The sequence below is a fragment of the Streptomyces griseomycini genome (assembly GCF_014203535.1).
GTDB lineage: Bacteria > Actinomycetota > Actinomycetes > Streptomycetales > Streptomycetaceae > Streptomyces > Streptomyces griseomycini.
This window is the reverse complement of the sequence record NZ_JACHJI010000007.1, coordinates 149,979-166,487: the sequence shown is the minus strand read 5'-3', so window position 1 is coordinate 166,487 and position 16,509 is coordinate 149,979. Positions and strand designations below refer to the sequence as shown.

The following is a 16,509-nucleotide window of genomic DNA, read 5'->3' as shown; positions in this document are numbered from 1 at the left end:
TTCTGTCTGGGGGCGGCCCGGTATGGCTTCGTTCGCTTCCACCAGCAGCGTTTGTTCGCCGGTTCGGGAGGCAGTGAGCGATCCAAACGTTCGTAGATGTTCACGGGAAATGACGGCGCTGTGGGTTGCCGGGCCTGATCGGGAGGGCGGCTGCTCACAGACGGTGTGCTATGAACAGGCAATGATTTTGAAGATCGAACGGACTGACTCACGCACTTGGCAGGATGCACACCTCAAGGAGCTCTTCAGCGACGGCTTCCCGGAGTTCATCACTGCTGACCGGCTGGTGAAGGAGTACATAGGCAAGGTCGGAGAGTGGTTCGCCGATTTGAACCTTATGTTGATAGATGACCATGATGTGCCAGTAGCCTCAGGCTGGGGTGTACCGATTCGCTGGGACGGGCTGCCTGAGTCTCTCCCCACGGGGTATACCCAGGCTCTTGTTCAAGCCGTCGAGGGCCGTGAACAAGAAATCGAACCCAATACTCTCGTGATCTGCGGCGCGATCGTCACCCCGTCGCTGCAGGGACGAGGACTGGCGGGGGAGACCCTTAAAGCACTCCGTCAGACAGCAGGACAAGCCGGATGGGACCGGGTCATAGCCCCGGTCCGCCCGACGATGAAGGCCCAGTATCCGTTGACGCCGATCGAGAACTTCATGCGGTGGAGCCGTGAGGACGGCATGGCTCTTGACCCTTGGATTCGAACCCACCAGCGCCTTGGCGCCAAGATACTCTCGGCCGCTCCGGCTTCGCAGACCATGACTGGCACGGTTGCCGAGTGGGAACGCTGGACCGGAATGACCTTCCCCGAGTCAGGTGACTACGTGATCCCTGATGGACTCAGCCTCCTGCGGATCAACCGCTCGGCCGATGAGGGCATGTATCAGGAGCCCAACGTCTGGATGCAACACAGCTGAACTGGACCACCACACTTCTCTCGACATGGCGGGCGGGGCCGACGCCTCTGTCAACCAGCCTTGGCCGGGGTTTCGACCCGTGCTCGGGGGTCGCCAGAGTGGCACCACCGGTGCCCAGCGCTCCCACGGCCGCGCCGAGCAGCGCAGCAAGTCCCGCATCCATGACCCGGCAGCTTAGGGCCTGCTGCGACGACGGCGCGGCGCGATCGTCCTCCCCGCAGAACCAGGGCCACACCGGACAGGACAAACAGAACGAACGAAATCAAGAGGCGGACCCGATGTGTCGGCCGTGGACTCCACGTAGTGGCACGCGTGTGGCACGACCCCGGACGCGACGAAGGGCCAGCCCGGGAGGAAACCCCTCCTGAGCTGGCCCTTCTGGCTGTGCCCCCGGCAGGATTCGAACCTGCGACACCCGCTTTAGGAGAGCGGTGCTCTATCCCCTGAGCTACGAAGGCGAGCCGGGCCGCGTGCGCAGCCCCTGTGGTCCGTGAGGACCACACGCGTCAGGGTACCGGATAGGCGGTCGTGAGGGTGGAGGTCATCAGGCCGAGGGGACGCGGGTGAAGCGGGAGGCGGTGTGGAGGTCCGCTTCGATGCGGGTGGCGGTCTCCCGGAGGGCGGGCAGGATGAGCTCGGTGCACTCCTCCACCGAGCGGCGGGCCACGTGGGTCGCCGCGTCCACCGCGGCCACCACCCGGCCCGCGCGGTCGCGCACCGGGACCGCGATCGCGCGCAGGCCCTCCTCCCACTCCTGGTCGACCAGGGCGTAGCCCTCGGCGCGGACCCTGTCCAGGGCGCGGGTCAGGGTCGCCGGGTCCGTGAGCGTGTGCGGGGTGAGGGGGCGGAGGTCGGCCGCCGCGCGGTCCTGTTCCGGCAGGTCCGCCAGGAGGACCCGGCCCAGGGAGGTCGCGTACGCCGGGAGGCGCGTGCCCACGGTGATGTCGATGCTCATCACGCGGGGCGTGGTCGCCCTGGCCGTGTACTGGACCTTCGTGCCCCCGTCCACCAGGGCCGCCAGCGACGCCGACTCGTGGACGCGATGGGCCAGCGCGGCCAGGTGGGGCTCGGCGATCCGGGGGAGGGTGATGCGGGACAGGGGCGGGAAGCCCAGGGAGAGGACGCGGGGGGTCGGGGTGAACCTGCCCTCCCGTGACGTCACCAGGCCCTCGTGTTCGTAGGTGATCAGTGCCCGGCGGGCGGTGGCCCGGGCCAGGCCCGTCGCCTTCGCCACCTCGGTGAGGGTCAGCTCCGCCCTGCCCTCGCCGAAGGCGGTGAGGACCGTCAGGCCGCGCGCCAGTGACTCCACGAAGTCCCGGCCCAGCTCCTGCTTCGACGCGCCCGTCCAGAGCGCCAGGCCCGAGGGGGCGGCCGGGTCGGGGGCGGGGAGCGGGGCGGTGCGCAGGGCGTGTTCCATGTCCGTCACCGCCGCGCGCAGGCGGGGGAGCAGGGCGTCGCGCAGGTCCTGTGCCGTGCGGCGGCTGGTGTGGCTCACCACGCTGGCCGCGCAGACCGTCCGGCCGGTGCGGGGGTCGCGCACCGGGACCGAGACCGCGACCAGGCCTGGCTCGATCAACTGGTCGTCCAGGGACCAGCCGGTCCGCGCGGCCGCTTCCGCGCGGTGCTCGAAGTCCGGGTCGGGGGCTGGGTGTTCGCGGGGAGGCAGGGCCGGGAAGCTCCGGTCCCGCGGGTCCGCCGCACGCCGTGCCCGCCAGGCCCGCCACTCCTGCGGTGCCCACTCGGCGGCGAACAGCGGGCCGGGCGCGGTGCGTTCGGCCGGGAGCAGGTCGCCGATGCGGAAGCTGAGGGACAGCGCGCGGCGGCGGGTCGCCTGGTGGATGAAGCGGATGCCGTCGCGGTCGGCGACCGCCAGCGACACGGATTCGTCCAACTCGTCGGCCAGGGCCTCCGCGCGGGCGGACAGCAGCGCCGGCAGGCGCAGCGCGGCCAGGTAGGCGTTGCCCAGTTCCATCAGGCGGGGGGCGAGGGTGACGTCCCGGCCGTCGACACGGACGTATCCCATGTGGGCGAGGGTGGACGTGATCCGGTCGACGGTGGAGCGGGGGAGGTCGGTGGCCCGTTGCAGGGCGCTCAGGCTCAGTGTGCCGTCCGTGGCGTGTGCGCCGTGCGTGTCGTCCGGGGCGTCGGTGCCGCTCGCCGCCTCGGTCAGGCGGCGCAGTACGGCGATTCCGCGCAGCAGCGGGGTGACCGCCTCAGCCGGGGGTTCGGCCTGCTGCCGGGCGTCGTGCGGGGTGTGGGCGGGCATCGGTTCTCCGGTACGGCGGTCGCGGCAGGCCTACGGTAGTCGGCGGGCGGCGTCGTTCCTTCCGTCGGCGTCGTTCCCTCCGTGCCGCCCGCTCCGGTTCCGGATCAGCCCTGTGAGGTCGGCTGTTCCCGCGTCACCCGCACCCGGTACTCCTGCTCGCCCTTTCCGTCCGTGTCCGCCGCCACCACCGCCACCCGGATCCCCTCCCGCCGGTCCACGAAGCTCTCGCCCGGTGTGAACGTCGCGTCCGACAGTTCCGCGTGGACGTTCGGGCTGCGGGTGCAGCCGCCGCTGTCGCGGCGGGAGTCGTAGACGGTGATCGGGCCCATGCCCGTGTCCACGTCCGCGTCGACCTTGTAGATCAGCACCCCCGGACGGCACACCACCTCGTCGTTGCCCGCGCGGGTGCGCAGTTCGACGGCGTAGCCGGACCGTTCGTCCAGCGGGACGAAGACGAGCTTGGGGCCGCCGGGCTTCGCCAGCGGCGTCAGGGTGTACTCCCTCGTCCCCGCGTCCGCCGCGCAGCCGACCTGGGCCGTGTCCAGCCAGCCCAGCTTCCACTTGTGCCAGGCGAGGAGGTCGTTGTTGGCGCCCCAGTCCTCGCTCATGATGTCCCAGTGGCCGACCGCGCCGCCGCCCTCGGCCGTGTACAGGTCGGGCAGGCCGAAGACGTGGCCGTTCTCGTGCGGCAGGACGCGGTAGCCGGTGCGGTCGTAGGAGCCGGAGCCGTCGTCCTGGCGGGAGTAGACGAAGGAGGCGTTGGAGACCGGGACGCCGTCCGCGCTCGGGGCCTCGGTGTTGCCGGCGAAGGTGACGGACAGGACCGTGTCCAGGGCGGGCGGGCCGGCGTTGGGGGTGACCAGCACGTTCAGCAGGTCGTACGCCCGGAAGTCCACCTCGGGGTCGGCCGCCTCCACGATGTCGCGGACCAGTTCGCGGTAGCCGGGGTCGAAGGGGGCGCCCCGTTCTATGCCGTAGGCGCGGAAGGACCGGGGCATGCGCAGCCAGTCGGGGATGGGGATCTCGGGGCGGTAGTCGAGGCGGCCGTAGGAGCTGGTGCGGAACCACTCCCGGGTCTGCGGGAAGAACTCCCCGTAGCGGTCCAGGGCGTCGCCCTCGCCGCGGGCGTCGGGGAAGTCGATCATCAGGGTGAGGGCGCGGACGATGCCGGTGGAGCGGGTGTAACCGGGAGGCGTGGGAATGCCCTCGGACATCTGGATCTCGCGGTCGCCGCTGATCATGCAGGGGCCGTGCGCGGAGGAGCGGGACAGGGGGCTCGGTCCGGCGCCGACGGCCGAGGTCCCGGAGGAGAGGCGGCCGTTGCCGGCCGAGGTGGCGACGGCGAGGGTCAGTACGGTCACGGAGGTCAGGGCGGCCAGGCGGCGCGGGGATATCCGGCGTCGGCTCGGCTGCGACTGCATGCGGGGACCTCCGCTCCACACGGCAGTCGTCGGTCTCCGACTGCACCCTTTCGATCACCCTGCGTCACCGGGTGCGCGGGCGCTCGCTGGAGGGGCCGATCGTGGGGCGGTCCCGGGACGGGGGGCGCGTGCGGGGAGCCGCGGGCGGGCGCGTGTGAGGGGCGTCACAGGAAAACTCTTCGGGGCGGGAAATAACCGGGGATCGTTTCCCCGTTTAGACCTGTGTCCGCGCGATCCGGGGATTCCCTCCCCGGATCGCCGCGGAGGTGACAACCGACAAGCCACAGCAACCGAGGAGTGCACCGTGCAGACCGCCACCCCCGTGCCGCGCAAGGCGCCCCGGCCCCGCGCCGACGCCCTGCGCAACCGGGAGCGGATCGTCACCGCCGCCCGGGAGATGTTCGTCGAGTTCGGCCCCGACGTGCCGCTCGACGAGGTCGCCCGCCGGGCCGGCGTCGGCAACGCCACGGTGTACCGCAACTTCCCCGATCGCGACGCACTGGTGCGCGAGGTCGTCTGCTCCGTGATGGACCGTACGGTGCGGGCGGCCGAGCTGGCGCTCGCCGAGACCGGGGACGCCTTCGAAGCGCTGGAGCGCTTCGCGCACACCGCCGCCGACGAGCGGATCAGCGCACTGTGCCCGATGGTCTCCAGCACCTTCGACCAGCACCACCCCGACCTGGAGGACGCGCGCCGGCGTGCCGAGGGCCTCGTCGCACAGCTCATGGACCGCGCCAAGGCGGCCGGTCAGCTCCGTGCCGACGTGGAGTACGGCGACCTCATGGTGGGTGTCGCCCAGCTGAGCCGGCCCCCGGCCGGCACCGGCTGCATGAACGCCGACCGCTTCGTCCACCGCCATCTTCAGCTGTTCCTGGACGGGATGCGGGCTCCGGCCCGGACCGTCCTGCCGGGTGCGGCCGTGACCGTGGAGGATCTGCGCAGCTGAGCGACAGCGAGCCCTGACGCACACACACGCACACACGTCCGCCCGTCCGGATGACGGGCACCGACTCCAGCGGCCGTCCCCGGGGACGGGCCGCTCCCTGACTACACCTTTTTTTCCGTCACACCGTCCCGATTTCCGTCACGAAGTCCCGAAGTGGGTACCCCCATGTCTGAAACAGCCTCATCGGCACCCGGAAAGGCCCTCGGCGCTCCCGGTTCGCCCGACGCCAACCGCTGGAGAGCGCTCGTGTTCATCGCGATCGCCCAGCTGATGGTCGTCCTGGACGCCACCATCGTGAACATCGCCCTGCCCTCCGCCCAGCAGGACCTGGGCATCTCGGACGGCAACCGCCAGTGGGTCGTCACCGCCTACGCCCTCGCCTTCGGCGGACTGCTGCTGTTCGGCGGGCGGATAGCCGACCTGTGGGGCCGCAAGCGGGCCTTCGTGCTCGGTCTGGGCGGCTTCGCCGCGGCCTCCGCGCTCGGCGGCGCGGCCACCAACGAGGCCATGATGTTCGGTGCCCGCGCCCTGCAGGGCGTGTTCGGCGCGCTGCTCGCGCCCGCCGCGCTGTCCCTGCTCGCGGTGATGTTCACCGACGGCAAGGAGCGCGCCAAGGCGTTCGGCATCTACGGTGCGATCGCCGGTGGCGGCGGCGCCGTCGGCCTGATCCTCGGCGGTTTCCTCACCGAGTACCTGGACTGGCGCTGGACGTTCTTCGTGAACATCCCGTTCGCCGTCGTCGCCGCGGCCGGCGCGTACTTCGTCGTCCGCGAGCCGGAGGGCGGCCGCAACCGCTCGCCGCTCGACGTCCCCGGCGTGGTGCTGTCCACCCTGGGGCTGGTCGCGCTGGTCTACGGCTTCACCCGCGCCGAGTCCGACGGCTGGAGCGACTCCGTGACCGTCGGCATGTTCGTCGCCTCCGCCGTGCTGCTCGTCGCCTTCGTGCTGACCGAGGCCAAGGTCAAGGCGCCGCTGCTGCCGCTGCGCGTGGTCACCGAGCGCAACCGCGGTGGGATCTACCTCTCGCTCGGCCTCGCGATCATCGCGATGTTCGGCCTGTTCCTCTTCCTGACCTACTACCTGCAGATCGTGAAGGGGTACTCGCCGGTCAGGACCGGGTTCGCCTTCCTGCCGATGATCGCGGGCATGATCACGGGATCCACCCAGATCGGCACCCGTCTGATGACCCGGGTCGCGCCCCGGCTGCTGATGGGCCCCGGCTTCCTGGTCGCCGCCCTGGGCATGCTGCTGCTGACCCGGATGGAGATCGACTCCTCGTACACGGCCCTGCTGCTGCCTGCGATGCTGCTGCTCGGCCTCGGCATGGGCACGGCGTTCATGCCGGCCATGTCCCTGGCCACGCAGGGCGTCGAGCCCCGCGACTCCGGGGTCGCCTCCGCGATGGTCAACACCTCGCAGCAGGTGGGCGGCGCGATCGGCACGGCCCTGCTGAACACGATCGCGGCCTCGGCCACCACGTCCTACGTCGCCGACCACATCGGCGGCGCCACGAGCCGCTCCCAGCAGCAGCTGGTCCAGCTCCAGGCGCAGGTGGAGGGTTACACCAGCGCGATCTGGTTCGCCGTCGGGATCCTGGTGGTGGCCGCGGCCATCGCCCTGACCCTCGTCAACGCCGGCCGGCCGGGCGGCACCGCGGTCGCCTCGTCCTCGGACGAGACCGCCGGGGAGGAAGTGGCGGTGCCGGTGGTCGTCCACTGACGGTTCCGGTTCCGGTTGTCGTCCGCTGACGGTTCCGGTCCGTACCTACGACGGCTCCGGTCCGTGCGTACCCCTTCGGACCAACCGTACGGACGAGGAGGGGACGCCCCGTCCGTACGGTCTCCCCGGACCTGCCCCGGCTCCCGCCTCGTCAGCGGAGCCAGGGCAGGTCCGCACCCGCTTCGCTCGGCTCGAGTCCCTCGGCGATGATCCGCATGATCTCGCCGAGGGACTTCTGCTGCTGCGGGGTGAGCCGGTCGAAGACCGCCTGGCGCACGGCCTCCACGTGGCCGGGGGCGTGCCGGCGCAGCACCTCGTGGCCCTCGTCCGTCAGCACCGCGAACTGGCCCCGCTTGTCGGAGGGGCAGTCCTCCCGGCGCACCCAGCCGTTCTTCTCCAGGCGGGCGACGGCGTGCGAGAGGCGGGAGCGGGTGATCTTCGCCGACTTCGCCAGTTCCGTCATCCGCAGCCGCCGGCGCGGGGACTCGACGAGCTTGACCAGCAGGCCGTAGTAGACGTGCGGCATTCCCGCGTCACGCTGGAGCTGGCGGTCGAGGTGGTCTTCCAGGAGGGTGGCGGCCTCGATGTACGAGCGCCAGACGCGCTGCTCCTCGTCGGTGAGCCAGCGGGGTTCCTCGGCGTGTGCCGATCCGGATGCCGTCTTCATGCATTCCACTTTACGTCCAGCCTCATTGAAAGTTAAACAAATGAGGCGTAGGGTCGATGGTGGAACTTGAGGTTTCAAGCAAATCGATCGGCCTCGCACCGTCGGAAGGAGTCGCCGTCATGACCGCCGCAACTCAGGAGCGCATGCCCGCGCTCTACCTCAGCCACGGCGCCCCGCCCCTGGCCGACGACCCGGTCTGGCCCGGCGAACTGGCCGCCTGGTCCGCGGGGCTGCCCCGTCCGAAGGCGATCCTCGTCGTCTCCGCCCACTGGGAGGAGGCCCCGCTCGCCCTCGGCGCCACCGGGACGGTCCCCCTCGTCTACGACTTCTGGGGCTTCCCCGAGCACTACTACCGGGTGACCTACGGTGCCCCGGGCGCCCCCGCGCTCGCCGACTCGGTGCGGAGGCTGCTGCGCGCCCCCGGCATGCCCGTCCAGGACGTCCCCGACCGGGGCCTGGACCACGGTGCCTACGTCCCGCTGGTCGAGATGTTCCCCGAGGCCGACATCCCGGTCCTCCAGGTGTCCATGCCGACCCTGGACCCGGTGCGTCTGATGGAGATCGGGCGCAGGCTCGCACCGCTGCGCGACGAGGGCGTGCTGATCATCGGCTCCGGGTTCTTCACCCACAACCTGGCCGCGCTGCGGCAGGGCGGCGTCCCGGCCTGGTCGGCGGAGTTCGACGACTGGGGGCGGCGGGCGCTGGAGTCCGGCGACGTGGACGCGCTGCTCGACTTCACCCGCAAGTCCCCGGCCGGCCTGCTCGCCCACCCGCGCACCGAGCACTTCGCCCCGCTCTTCGTCACCATGGGGGCCGCGGACGCCGCCGGTGAGCTCGGGGAGCAGAAGTCCGTGATCGACGGGTTCTGGATGGGGCTGGCGAAGCGGTCGGTGCAGTTCGGCTGAGCGGTCGCGCGGCCGGGGTCAGAGCTCCTTCTCGTACCAGGCCACGTCCCACCAGCGGCCGAACTTGCGGCCCACCTCCCGGTACGTGCCGACGTGCCGGAACCCGAAGCGCTCGTGCAGCCGCGTCGAGGCCTCGTTCGGCTGGGCGACGCCCGCGTAGGCGCGGTGCAGGCCCTCGCCGGCCAGGGCCTCGAAGAGGCCCCGGTAGAGCAGCGTGCCGACGCCGCGCCGGCCGGCGTCCGGGGCGACGTAGACCGTCGTCTCCACCGAGGTCGCGTAGGCGGGCTTGGCCCGGAACGGGCTCGACGTGGCGTACCCCAGGATCCGCCGGGGGTCGGCGCCCGTGGCAACCAACAGGCGGTACGGGCCGTCTACAGGGTGGGAGAGCAGCCAGGGGCGGCGCTCTTCCGGGGTGAAGAGCGCGGTGTCGAATGTGATCGCCGTCTCGTTCACGTAGTGGTTGTAGAGATCGGTGAGGGCCTCGAGGTCCCCCTCCACCCCCGGCCTGACCTGGACCTCTGCACGCTCCGGCACGATCCTGCCTCCCTGTGTGGGCGGACAGGGTACTGCATGATCAGAAAAATCGGAGGGCGGGTTGGGAATTCTGTCCTGATTCCAGTCGTTGTTTCCCACGGATGCAGGGCACCCGACCAGAGTCCGGAGGGACCTGACGAACGTGCCGAGCGTCCGCAGGACCACCCGCTGACCTCACCATCGCAAGGGAGCACGCATGGCAACCCGTGCCGTCGCCCGTCGTCAGTCCGCCGCCGGCGAGACGGTCGACTCGGCAAGCAGTGTTCGCGCCCACAGCGGCGAGATCGCCGATCGCGACCTGGTCGGCATGTACCTCGACGAGATCGCGCGCACGCCGCTGCTCGACGCCGCCAAGGAGGTCGAGCTGTCCCAGATCATCGAAGCGGGTGTGTTCGCGCGGCAGATCCTCGACGGGTACGAGGAGAACAAGGCCGGAGCCACCCCCGAGGAGCTCCAGGCCCTGGTCGACGAGGCCGAGCGGGCCAAGGACGTCTTCATCCGCTCCAACCTCCGCCTGGTCGTCGCCGTGGCCCGCCGCTACCCCCGCAGCGGGCTGCCGCTCCTCGACCTGATCCAGGAGGGCAACGCCGGTCTGGTGCGCGCGGTCGAGAAGTTCGACTACCGCAAGGGCTTCAAGTTCTCGACGTACGCCACCTGGTGGATCCGTCAGGCCATCACGCGGTCCATAGCCGACCAGTCGCGCACCATCCGCCTGCCCGTCCACCTCGTGGAGGAGCTCGGCCGGATCCGGCGCGTGCAGCGCGAGTTCAACCGCGAGCACGGCCGTGACCCGGAGCCCACCGAGGTGGCCGCCGAGCTCGGCTCCACGCCGGAGCGCGTCGTCGACGTGCTCGACTGGGCCCGTGACCCGGTCTCGCTGAACATGTCGGTGGACGACGAGGGCGAGACCCAGTTCGGCGACCTCCTGGAGGACACGTCGGCGGTGTCGCCGGAGCAGTCGGTGCTGACGCTGCTGCGCAGCGAGGAGCTGGACGACCTGATCGGCCGCCTCGACCAGCGCACGGCCTCCATCATCAAGATGCGCTACGGCATCGAGGACGGCCGGGAGCGCACGCTGACCGAGGTCGGCAAGGAGCACGGCCTGACCCGCGAGCGCATCCGCCAGATCGAGAAGCACGCGCTGCTGGAGCTGAAGAAGCTGGCCCGCGACACCGGGTTCGACGCGGCGGCGTGATGACCGCCGCGCGGGCCGGGGCGGGTTCCGCGCCGTCATCGCGGACCGTGACGGCGGGTGACGTCGTCGCACGGGCCGTAGGCGCGGGGCAAGCGCGCGGGCCGTGGGAGCGGGGCAATGCCGTCATGCGGGCCGTGGGGCGCGTACCATCGCCGCATGCCGGTGTGGGAGCGGTGGGCCGCATTCCCGCCCCGGCCGCGTACGCCGGGTGGCGAAAGACCGCGCAAAACATGGCGGTTCCGCGCCGCTTCAACCCGCTGGGCCCCGGGAAAAAGAACTCCGAGCCCAGGAAACCGGGCGTCGGAACCCCGACTTCCGGACCGCTTGAGCCCATGCCACCCCTGAGCCACGTCCCGTCGCACACCCCCCCCGGCGCCGGGACCTTCCAGAGCCGGGTTCGGCGCCCTTCCCCCCGGGCGCCGGGCCCGGCTCCCTCGTGTCCGGGCACCTGCCGACGGGGCCGGGCACGTGCCGGCGCGACTGGAGAGCGGGCCACCCCGAACCTGAACCCCGGGGTGGCCCGCCAGATGGCAGATTCTGCCACATGGGCATAGCCTGCCGAGCGTGAGCAGCACCACCCCGACGACGACCCCTTCCCCGTCCTCTTCGTCCTCTTCCCTGTCTTCCGCGCCCTCCCTCTCCCCGTCTCCCGCGCCCTCGCTGACCGAGCGGCGCAAGGCCGAGACCCGTATGGAGATCGCCCGCGCGGCGGCCGCCCTCTTCGTCCGGCAGGGTCTGCGGGCCACCCGTGCCGAGGACATCGCCCAGGCGGCCGGTGTCGCGCCGCGCACCTTCTACCGGTACTTCACCTGCAAGGAGGAGGCCGTCGGCCCGCTCTACGCGGCCGGCGCCCAGCGCTGGGTGGAGGCGGTGCGCACCGCTCCCGCGGAGGTCCCCCTGCCGCAGGCCCTGGAGGACGCCGTACGCCACACGCTGACGCCCGGCCGCGGGGTGTCGGCGGCCTCCTGGGGGTGGGTGCGCACCCTGATCCGGCTGGCCGAGGAGGACCCGTCCCTGCGCAGGGTGTGGGCCGAGGTGTGCCAGGCGTCGGAGCGGAGCCTGACGGAGGTGCTGGCGGACCGGGTGACGCGTGGTCGACTGCGGTACGACTCCGACAACGTTGCCGCCGCCGCCCGGCTGCGCTTCGCCGCCGCCGTCGCCGGTTCCGCCGTGCGCTCCGCCATGGAGGTCTGGGCGGTGGGCGACGGTCCCCCCGAGGGCCCGCGGGGGCCGGCGGAACTGGCGCTGGCCAACCTCGCGGCGCTCCGGGACCTCCCCTGGGGGGACTGGACGGCGGGCACGTGACGCGACCGGCGGCCGGAGCACCTCACCGCCCGGCCCCTCCCGCCCGCCCTGCCGTCCCTGCCCGGTCCACCCGATCCGCCTGTCCCGCCGCCCTGGTCAGCCGTTCCCCCAGCTTCCTCACCTCCTCCACGAGTTCGGGGGGCTCCTGCACGGTGAAGTCGTGGCCGAGCATCGCCAGCCGCACCGCCGTCCAGTCCTTGGCGTCGCTGACCGTGGCGCGCAGCCGGCAGCTCCGCTCGTCCAGCGGCTCGGGCGTGCCCAGCCACCCCGGCAGCCGGGCCGCGACGACCCCGGCCGGTGCGGCGAAGGTGACGACGAGCTCGTACGACTCCTGCGTCCGGTTCATGGACCGCCGCAGGTACTCCGCCGCGCTCCCGGTCGGCAGCTCCCTCGGAGCGAACCGCGCCCCCGTCGCGAACGGCTCGCTCACCCGGTCCACGCGGAACGTGCGCCAGTCGGCGCGGTCGAGGTCGTAGGCCACGAGGTACCAGCGCCGCCCGGTCGACACCAGCCGGTACGGCTCCGTCACGCGCCGGGACTCGGTGCCGTCGGCCGCGCGGTAGGCGAACCGCAGCCGTTCGCGCCCGGCCACCGTGGAGGCCATCACGGTCAGCGTCTCGGGGGCGATGCTCGGCCCGTCGCCGCTGGTCAGCGGAGTGGTCGCGGCCTGGAGGGTGCTGACGCGGTGGCGCAGCCGGCCCGGCAGCACCTGTTCCAGCTTGGCCAGCGCCCGCACGGACGCCTCGTCCACGCCCTCCAGCGCGTGTCCGGCGCCGGCGCGCAGCCCGACCGCGATGGCCACCGCCTCCTCGTCGTCGAGCACCAGCGGCGGCAGCGCCTTGCCGGCCACCAGCCGGTAGCCGCCGTCCGCGCCGAAGGTCGCCTGCACGGGATAGCCGAGCTCCCGCAGGCGGTCGATGTCCCGCCGGATGGTGCGCCGGGAGACCCCGAGCCGTTCGGCCAGCTCGCCGCCGGGCCACTCGCGGGGCGTCTGGAGGAGGGAGAGGAGCGTCAGGAGCCGGGCGGGGGTGTCCGTCGTCATGGATCCGAGGATGCCCCGGAACTAGGACACGAACTGTCCTACACGGCCCATAGCGTCGGGACATGACCTCCACCGAGACCCCGCACGCACCGCAGCCCGTCGCGGGCGACCGCCGCCGCTGGTTCGCCCTGGCGATCGTGATGACCGCGGCCTTCATGGACCTCGTCGACGTCACGATCGTCAACATCGCGATCCCGTCGATCCAGCGCGACGAGGGCGCCACCTTCAGCCAGATCCAGTGGATCACCGCGGGATACGCGCTGGCCTTCGCCGCCGGACTCGTCACCGGCGGCCGGCTCGGCGACATCCACGGCCGCAAGCGGGTCTTCCTCGTCGGCGTCGGCGGCTTCACCCTCGCCTCCGCGCTGTGCGGACTCGCCGTGAACCCGGAGATGCTGGTCGCCTCCCGCATCCTGCAGGGCGCCACGGCGGCGCTGATGGTGCCGCAGGTGCTGTCGATCGTGCACGCGACCTTCCCGGCGCACGAACGCGGCAAGGTGTTCGGGCTGTTCGGCGCGATCGTCGGCCTGGGCGCGGTCTCCGGGCCACTGCTCGGCGCACTGCTGACGGAGTGGAACCTGTTCGGGCTCGGGTGGCGGCCGATCTTCCTGATCAACCTGCCGGTCGGCGTCGCGGCCCTCGTCCTCGGCGGCCGCTTCATCACCGAGTCGAAGGCCCCGCGCGCCCTGAAGCTGGACCTCGTCGGCGTCGCGCTGGTGACGCTGGGCCTGCTGATGCTGCTCTACCCGCTCACCCGCGGCCGTGAACTGGGCTGGCCGCTGTGGGGGTACGTGTCGATGGCCGGCGCGCTCGTGGTCTTCGCGGCGCTGGTGGCGTACGAGCGGGCCAAGGGCGGGCGGGACGGCTCCCCGCTGATCGAGCTGTCGCTGTTCAGGGTGAAGAGCTTCGCGGCGGGCATCGCGGTGCAGACGGTGTTCGGCATCGGGCTCGGGATCTTCTTCCTGGTCTGGACGCTGTACCTGCAGATCGGCCTGGGCTGGAGCGAACTGCGGGCCGGGCTGACCGGTGTGCCCTTCTCCGTCGCCGTCTCCGCGGCGGCCGGGGTGTCGGTGCAGACGCTGGTCCCGCGCTACGGCCGCAAGGTGCTCCAGGCGGGCGCCCTGGTGATGGCGGCCGGCGTGCTCCTCTACCTCTGGGAGGCCGAGCGGTACGGCCTGTCCGTCACCTCCTGGCAGATGGCCCTCCCGCTCGTGGTCATGGGCGTCGGCATGGGCCTGATCGTCGCCCCGCTGACCGACGCGGTGCTGTCCGAGGTGCCGCGTGAGCACGCCGGGTCGGCGTCGGGCCTGATCAACACCGTGCAGCAGATGGGCAACGCGCTGGGCCTCGGCCTGGTGTCGGTGGTGTTCTTCGGCGTGATCGACGAGCGGCTCGCCCCGGCGGAGGTCGGCCCGGCGTTCGTGGACGGCTTCCAGCACGCGCTGGGCTGGGTGGCCGCGGTGATGGGCCTGATCTTCCTGCTGATGTTCGCCCTGCCGAAGCGTCCGGCGCAGCACGTGGAGGGGGACGGGACCGGGGACGGGGCCGTCCCGGCGGTGGGACAGGAGCGCGAGCGCGAGCTCGTGTCCTGAGCCCGCGTCCTCACCGGCGGAAGGGTCCGGCACCCCTGCGGAGTCACGGGGTGCCGGGCCCTTCCGGCGTGAGCGGGCCCTTCCGGCGTGAGCGGGCCCTTCCGGCGTGAGCGGGCCCTTCCGGCGTGAGTGACAGGAAGAGCAGACACAATCGGACGCCCGTTCATGTCCGGACGGGCCGTTCTCTGTTTACTTCCCGGGCATTCGGGCGTACTCTCCGAGTAAAGCAACACGTTCGGGCATGGTCGGAGGCAAGCGGACATGTACGCGCCGGAGCGCCAGCAGGAGATTCTGCGGCTCGCCCGCGACGGCGGCCGGGTGGACGTGGTCTCGCTGGCCGACCACTTCCAGGTGACGGCCGAGACGATCCGCCGGGACCTGAAGGCCCTCGACCGCGCGGGCCTGGTCCGCCGGGTGCACGGCGGGGCCATCCCCGCCGGGCGCCTCGACTTCGAACCGGACCTCGCCGAGCGCGAGACGACCGCGGCCGACGAGAAGGACCGCATCGCCAGGACCGCCCTCGCCGAACTCCCCGGCGAGGGCACGGTGATCGTCGACGCCGGATCCACGGTGGCGCGGCTGGCCGCCTCCTTCCCGGTGGAGCTCTCCCTCACCGTCGTCACCCACAGCCTGCCCGTCGCGGCCCGCCTCGCCGACCACCCCGGCATCCAGCTCCACCTCGTCGGGGGCCGCGTACGGCACCGCACCCGCGCCGCCGTCGACGCCTGGGCGCTGCGCGCGTACGGCGAGATCCGCGCGGACGTGCTGTTCGTGGCCGCCAACGGTTTCTCCCCCGGGTACGGCCTGACCACCCCCGACCTCGCCGAGGCCGCGGTGAAGCGCGCGGCGATGGCCGCCGCCCGCCGCGTGGTGCTGCTCGCCGACTCCTCCAAGCACGGTCAGGAGCACTTCGCCCGCTTCGGCGACCTGAGCGACGTCGACCTGCTGATCACCGACAGCGGGCTGAGCCCGGAAGACGCCGCCGCGATCGAGCGCGGCGGCACGGAAGTGGTACGCGCATGATCCTCACCGTCACCCCCAACCCCTCCCTGGACCGCACCTACGAGGTGCCCTCGCTGGACCGCGGCGAGGTCGTCCGGGCCAGCGGCGAACGCGTGGACCCGGGCGGCAAGGGGGTCAACGTCTCGCGCGCCGTCGCGGCGGCGGGCCGGCGCACGGTGGCCGTCCTGCCCCTGGGCGGCGCACCGGGCGCCCTGGTCGCCGATCTCCTCGACGCCCAGGGCATCGAGGTGGCGCCGGTCCCGGTCGCCGGGGCCACCCGTTCCAACATCGCGCTCGCCGAGGCGGACGGCGTCCTGACGAAGATCAACGCGCCCGGCCCGGAACTGACCGCGGCCGAGCAGGAACTGCTCCTGGAGACGGTGCGGCGGCAGTCGCGGGGCGCGGCCTGGATCGCCTGCTGCGGCAGCCTGCCGCGGGGCCTCGCGCCCTCCTGGTACGCCGACCTCGTCGCGCGGGCCCACGCCGCCGGCGTGCGCATCGCCCTGGACACCTCCGGACCGGCGCTGCTCGCGGCCCTGCGGGAGCGGCCCGACGTGGTGAAGCCGAACGCCGAGGAACTCGCCGGGGCCGTGGGGCGCCCGCTGACCACCGTGGGCGACGCGCTGAAGGCCGCCGAGGAACTGCGCGCGACGGGCGCGGCGGCCGTCCTCGCCAGTCTGGGGGCCGACGGGCAGCTGCTCGTGGCCGAGGACGGCGCCTGGTTCGGCACCGCGCGGGTGGACACCGTCCGCAGCAACGTGGGCGCGGGCGACTCCTCGCTGGCCGGCTTCCTCGTCGCCGGCGGACGCGGACCGGACGCGCTCGCCTCCGCGGTCGCGCACGGAGCGGCGGCCGTCCGACTGCCCGGCAGCGTGATGCCGACACCGGACGACCTGGACCCGGCCGCGGTGACCGTCACGGCGGACGTGCCGGTGGACCGCGTACTGAAGGAGCCGGTGTCGTGAACGCCCGTGAGATCCCCTCCCCCGCCTTCTT

At 72.2% G+C, this 16,509-nt stretch carries 14 protein-coding genes and 1 tRNA gene; 9 read left to right on the top strand and 6 right to left on the bottom strand.

From position 1 onward, the window contains the following. Positions 1 to 109: 109 nt before the first annotated feature. Positions 110 to 919: a hypothetical protein gene (locus FHS37_RS20980; protein ID WP_229889917.1), complete on the top strand. Its 810-nt coding sequence runs from the start codon at positions 110 to 112 to the stop codon at positions 917 to 919. 385 nt (positions 920 to 1,304) lie between these two features. Here FHS37_RS20980 and FHS37_RS20975 read toward each other — a convergent pair. The 3 genes from FHS37_RS20975 to FHS37_RS20965 form a co-directional block, all read right to left on the bottom strand. Then, a tRNA-Arg gene (locus FHS37_RS20975) sits at positions 1,305 to 1,377 on the bottom strand. A gap of 86 nt (positions 1,378 to 1,463) precedes the next feature. Continuing rightward, positions 1,464 to 3,185: an IclR family transcriptional regulator domain-containing protein gene (locus FHS37_RS20970; protein ID WP_184823548.1), complete on the bottom strand. Its 1,722-nt coding sequence runs from the start codon at positions 3,183 to 3,185 to the stop codon at positions 1,464 to 1,466. 104 nt (positions 3,186 to 3,289) lie between these two features. Next, positions 3,290 to 4,606, bottom strand: a complete 1,317-nt coding sequence (locus tag FHS37_RS20965) for a M6 family metalloprotease domain-containing protein (protein WP_184823546.1) — start codon at positions 4,604 to 4,606, stop codon at positions 3,290 to 3,292. A 304-nt stretch (positions 4,607 to 4,910) separates the two neighbouring features. On the opposite strand from FHS37_RS20965, the gene FHS37_RS20960 reads away from it, so the two are divergent. Beyond that, the gene (locus FHS37_RS20960; protein ID WP_184823544.1) at positions 4,911 to 5,552 is read left to right on the top strand and encodes a TetR/AcrR family transcriptional regulator; all 642 of its coding nucleotides are present in this window, start codon (positions 4,911 to 4,913) and stop codon (positions 5,550 to 5,552) included. 165 nt (positions 5,553 to 5,717) lie between these two features. Further along, complete coding sequence (locus tag FHS37_RS20955; protein WP_184823542.1) at positions 5,718 to 7,271, top strand: MFS transporter; 1,554 nt, start codon at positions 5,718 to 5,720, stop codon at positions 7,269 to 7,271. Between the two features lie 151 nt (positions 7,272 to 7,422). On the opposite strand, the gene FHS37_RS20950 is transcribed toward FHS37_RS20955, so the two are convergent. Further along, positions 7,423 to 7,938 (bottom strand): MarR family winged helix-turn-helix transcriptional regulator, encoded by a 516-nt coding sequence (locus tag FHS37_RS20950; protein ID WP_184823540.1) that lies wholly within the window; start codon positions 7,936 to 7,938, stop codon positions 7,423 to 7,425. A gap of 143 nt (positions 7,939 to 8,081) precedes the next feature. Here FHS37_RS20950 and FHS37_RS20945 point away from each other — a divergent pair, with 143 nt between their 5' ends. Then, positions 8,082 to 8,843 (top strand): dioxygenase family protein, encoded by a 762-nt coding sequence (locus FHS37_RS20945; protein WP_184824088.1) that lies wholly within the window; start codon positions 8,082 to 8,084, stop codon positions 8,841 to 8,843. Between the two features lie 18 nt (positions 8,844 to 8,861). Here FHS37_RS20945 and FHS37_RS20940 read toward each other — a convergent pair whose 3' ends face one another. After that, positions 8,862 to 9,380, bottom strand: a complete 519-nt coding sequence (locus tag FHS37_RS20940) for a GNAT family N-acetyltransferase (protein ID WP_184824086.1) — start codon at positions 9,378 to 9,380, stop codon at positions 8,862 to 8,864. A 193-nt stretch (positions 9,381 to 9,573) separates the two neighbouring features. Between FHS37_RS20940 and FHS37_RS20935 the strand changes: the two genes are divergently transcribed. Both FHS37_RS20935 and FHS37_RS20930 read left to right on the top strand, forming a co-directional pair. Then, positions 9,574 to 10,572, top strand: a complete 999-nt coding sequence (locus FHS37_RS20935) for a sigma-70 family RNA polymerase sigma factor (RefSeq protein WP_184823538.1) — start codon at positions 9,574 to 9,576, stop codon at positions 10,570 to 10,572. Positions 10,573 to 11,136: 564 nt separating this feature from the next. Continuing rightward, positions 11,137 to 11,877 (top strand): TetR/AcrR family transcriptional regulator, encoded by a 741-nt coding sequence (locus tag FHS37_RS20930; RefSeq protein ID WP_375372311.1) that lies wholly within the window; start codon positions 11,137 to 11,139, stop codon positions 11,875 to 11,877. Between the two features lie 22 nt (positions 11,878 to 11,899). On the opposite strand, the gene FHS37_RS20925 is transcribed toward FHS37_RS20930, so the two are convergent. Continuing rightward, entirely contained in the window at positions 11,900 to 12,919 is a 1,020-nt protein-coding gene (locus FHS37_RS20925) for a helix-turn-helix transcriptional regulator (protein WP_184823536.1), read from the bottom strand. Between the two features lie 62 nt (positions 12,920 to 12,981). On the opposite strand from FHS37_RS20925, the gene FHS37_RS20920 reads away from it, so the two are divergent. The 3 genes from FHS37_RS20920 to pfkB all read left to right on the top strand — a co-directional run bounded on the left by FHS37_RS20920 (position 12,982) and on the right by pfkB (position 16,478). Continuing rightward, a complete protein-coding gene (locus FHS37_RS20920; RefSeq protein ID WP_184823534.1) occupies positions 12,982 to 14,511 on the top strand; it encodes an MFS transporter in 1,530 nt (509 codons plus the stop codon). Between the two features lie 261 nt (positions 14,512 to 14,772). Then, entirely contained in the window at positions 14,773 to 15,534 is a 762-nt protein-coding gene (locus tag FHS37_RS20915; RefSeq protein ID WP_184823532.1) for a DeoR/GlpR family DNA-binding transcription regulator, read from the top strand. Then, positions 15,531 to 16,478: a 1-phosphofructokinase gene (gene pfkB, locus FHS37_RS20910; RefSeq protein WP_184823530.1), complete on the top strand. Its 948-nt coding sequence runs from the start codon at positions 15,531 to 15,533 to the stop codon at positions 16,476 to 16,478. The genes FHS37_RS20915 and pfkB overlap by 4 nt, the downstream gene beginning before the upstream one ends. Positions 16,479 to 16,509 lie beyond the last annotated feature (31 nt).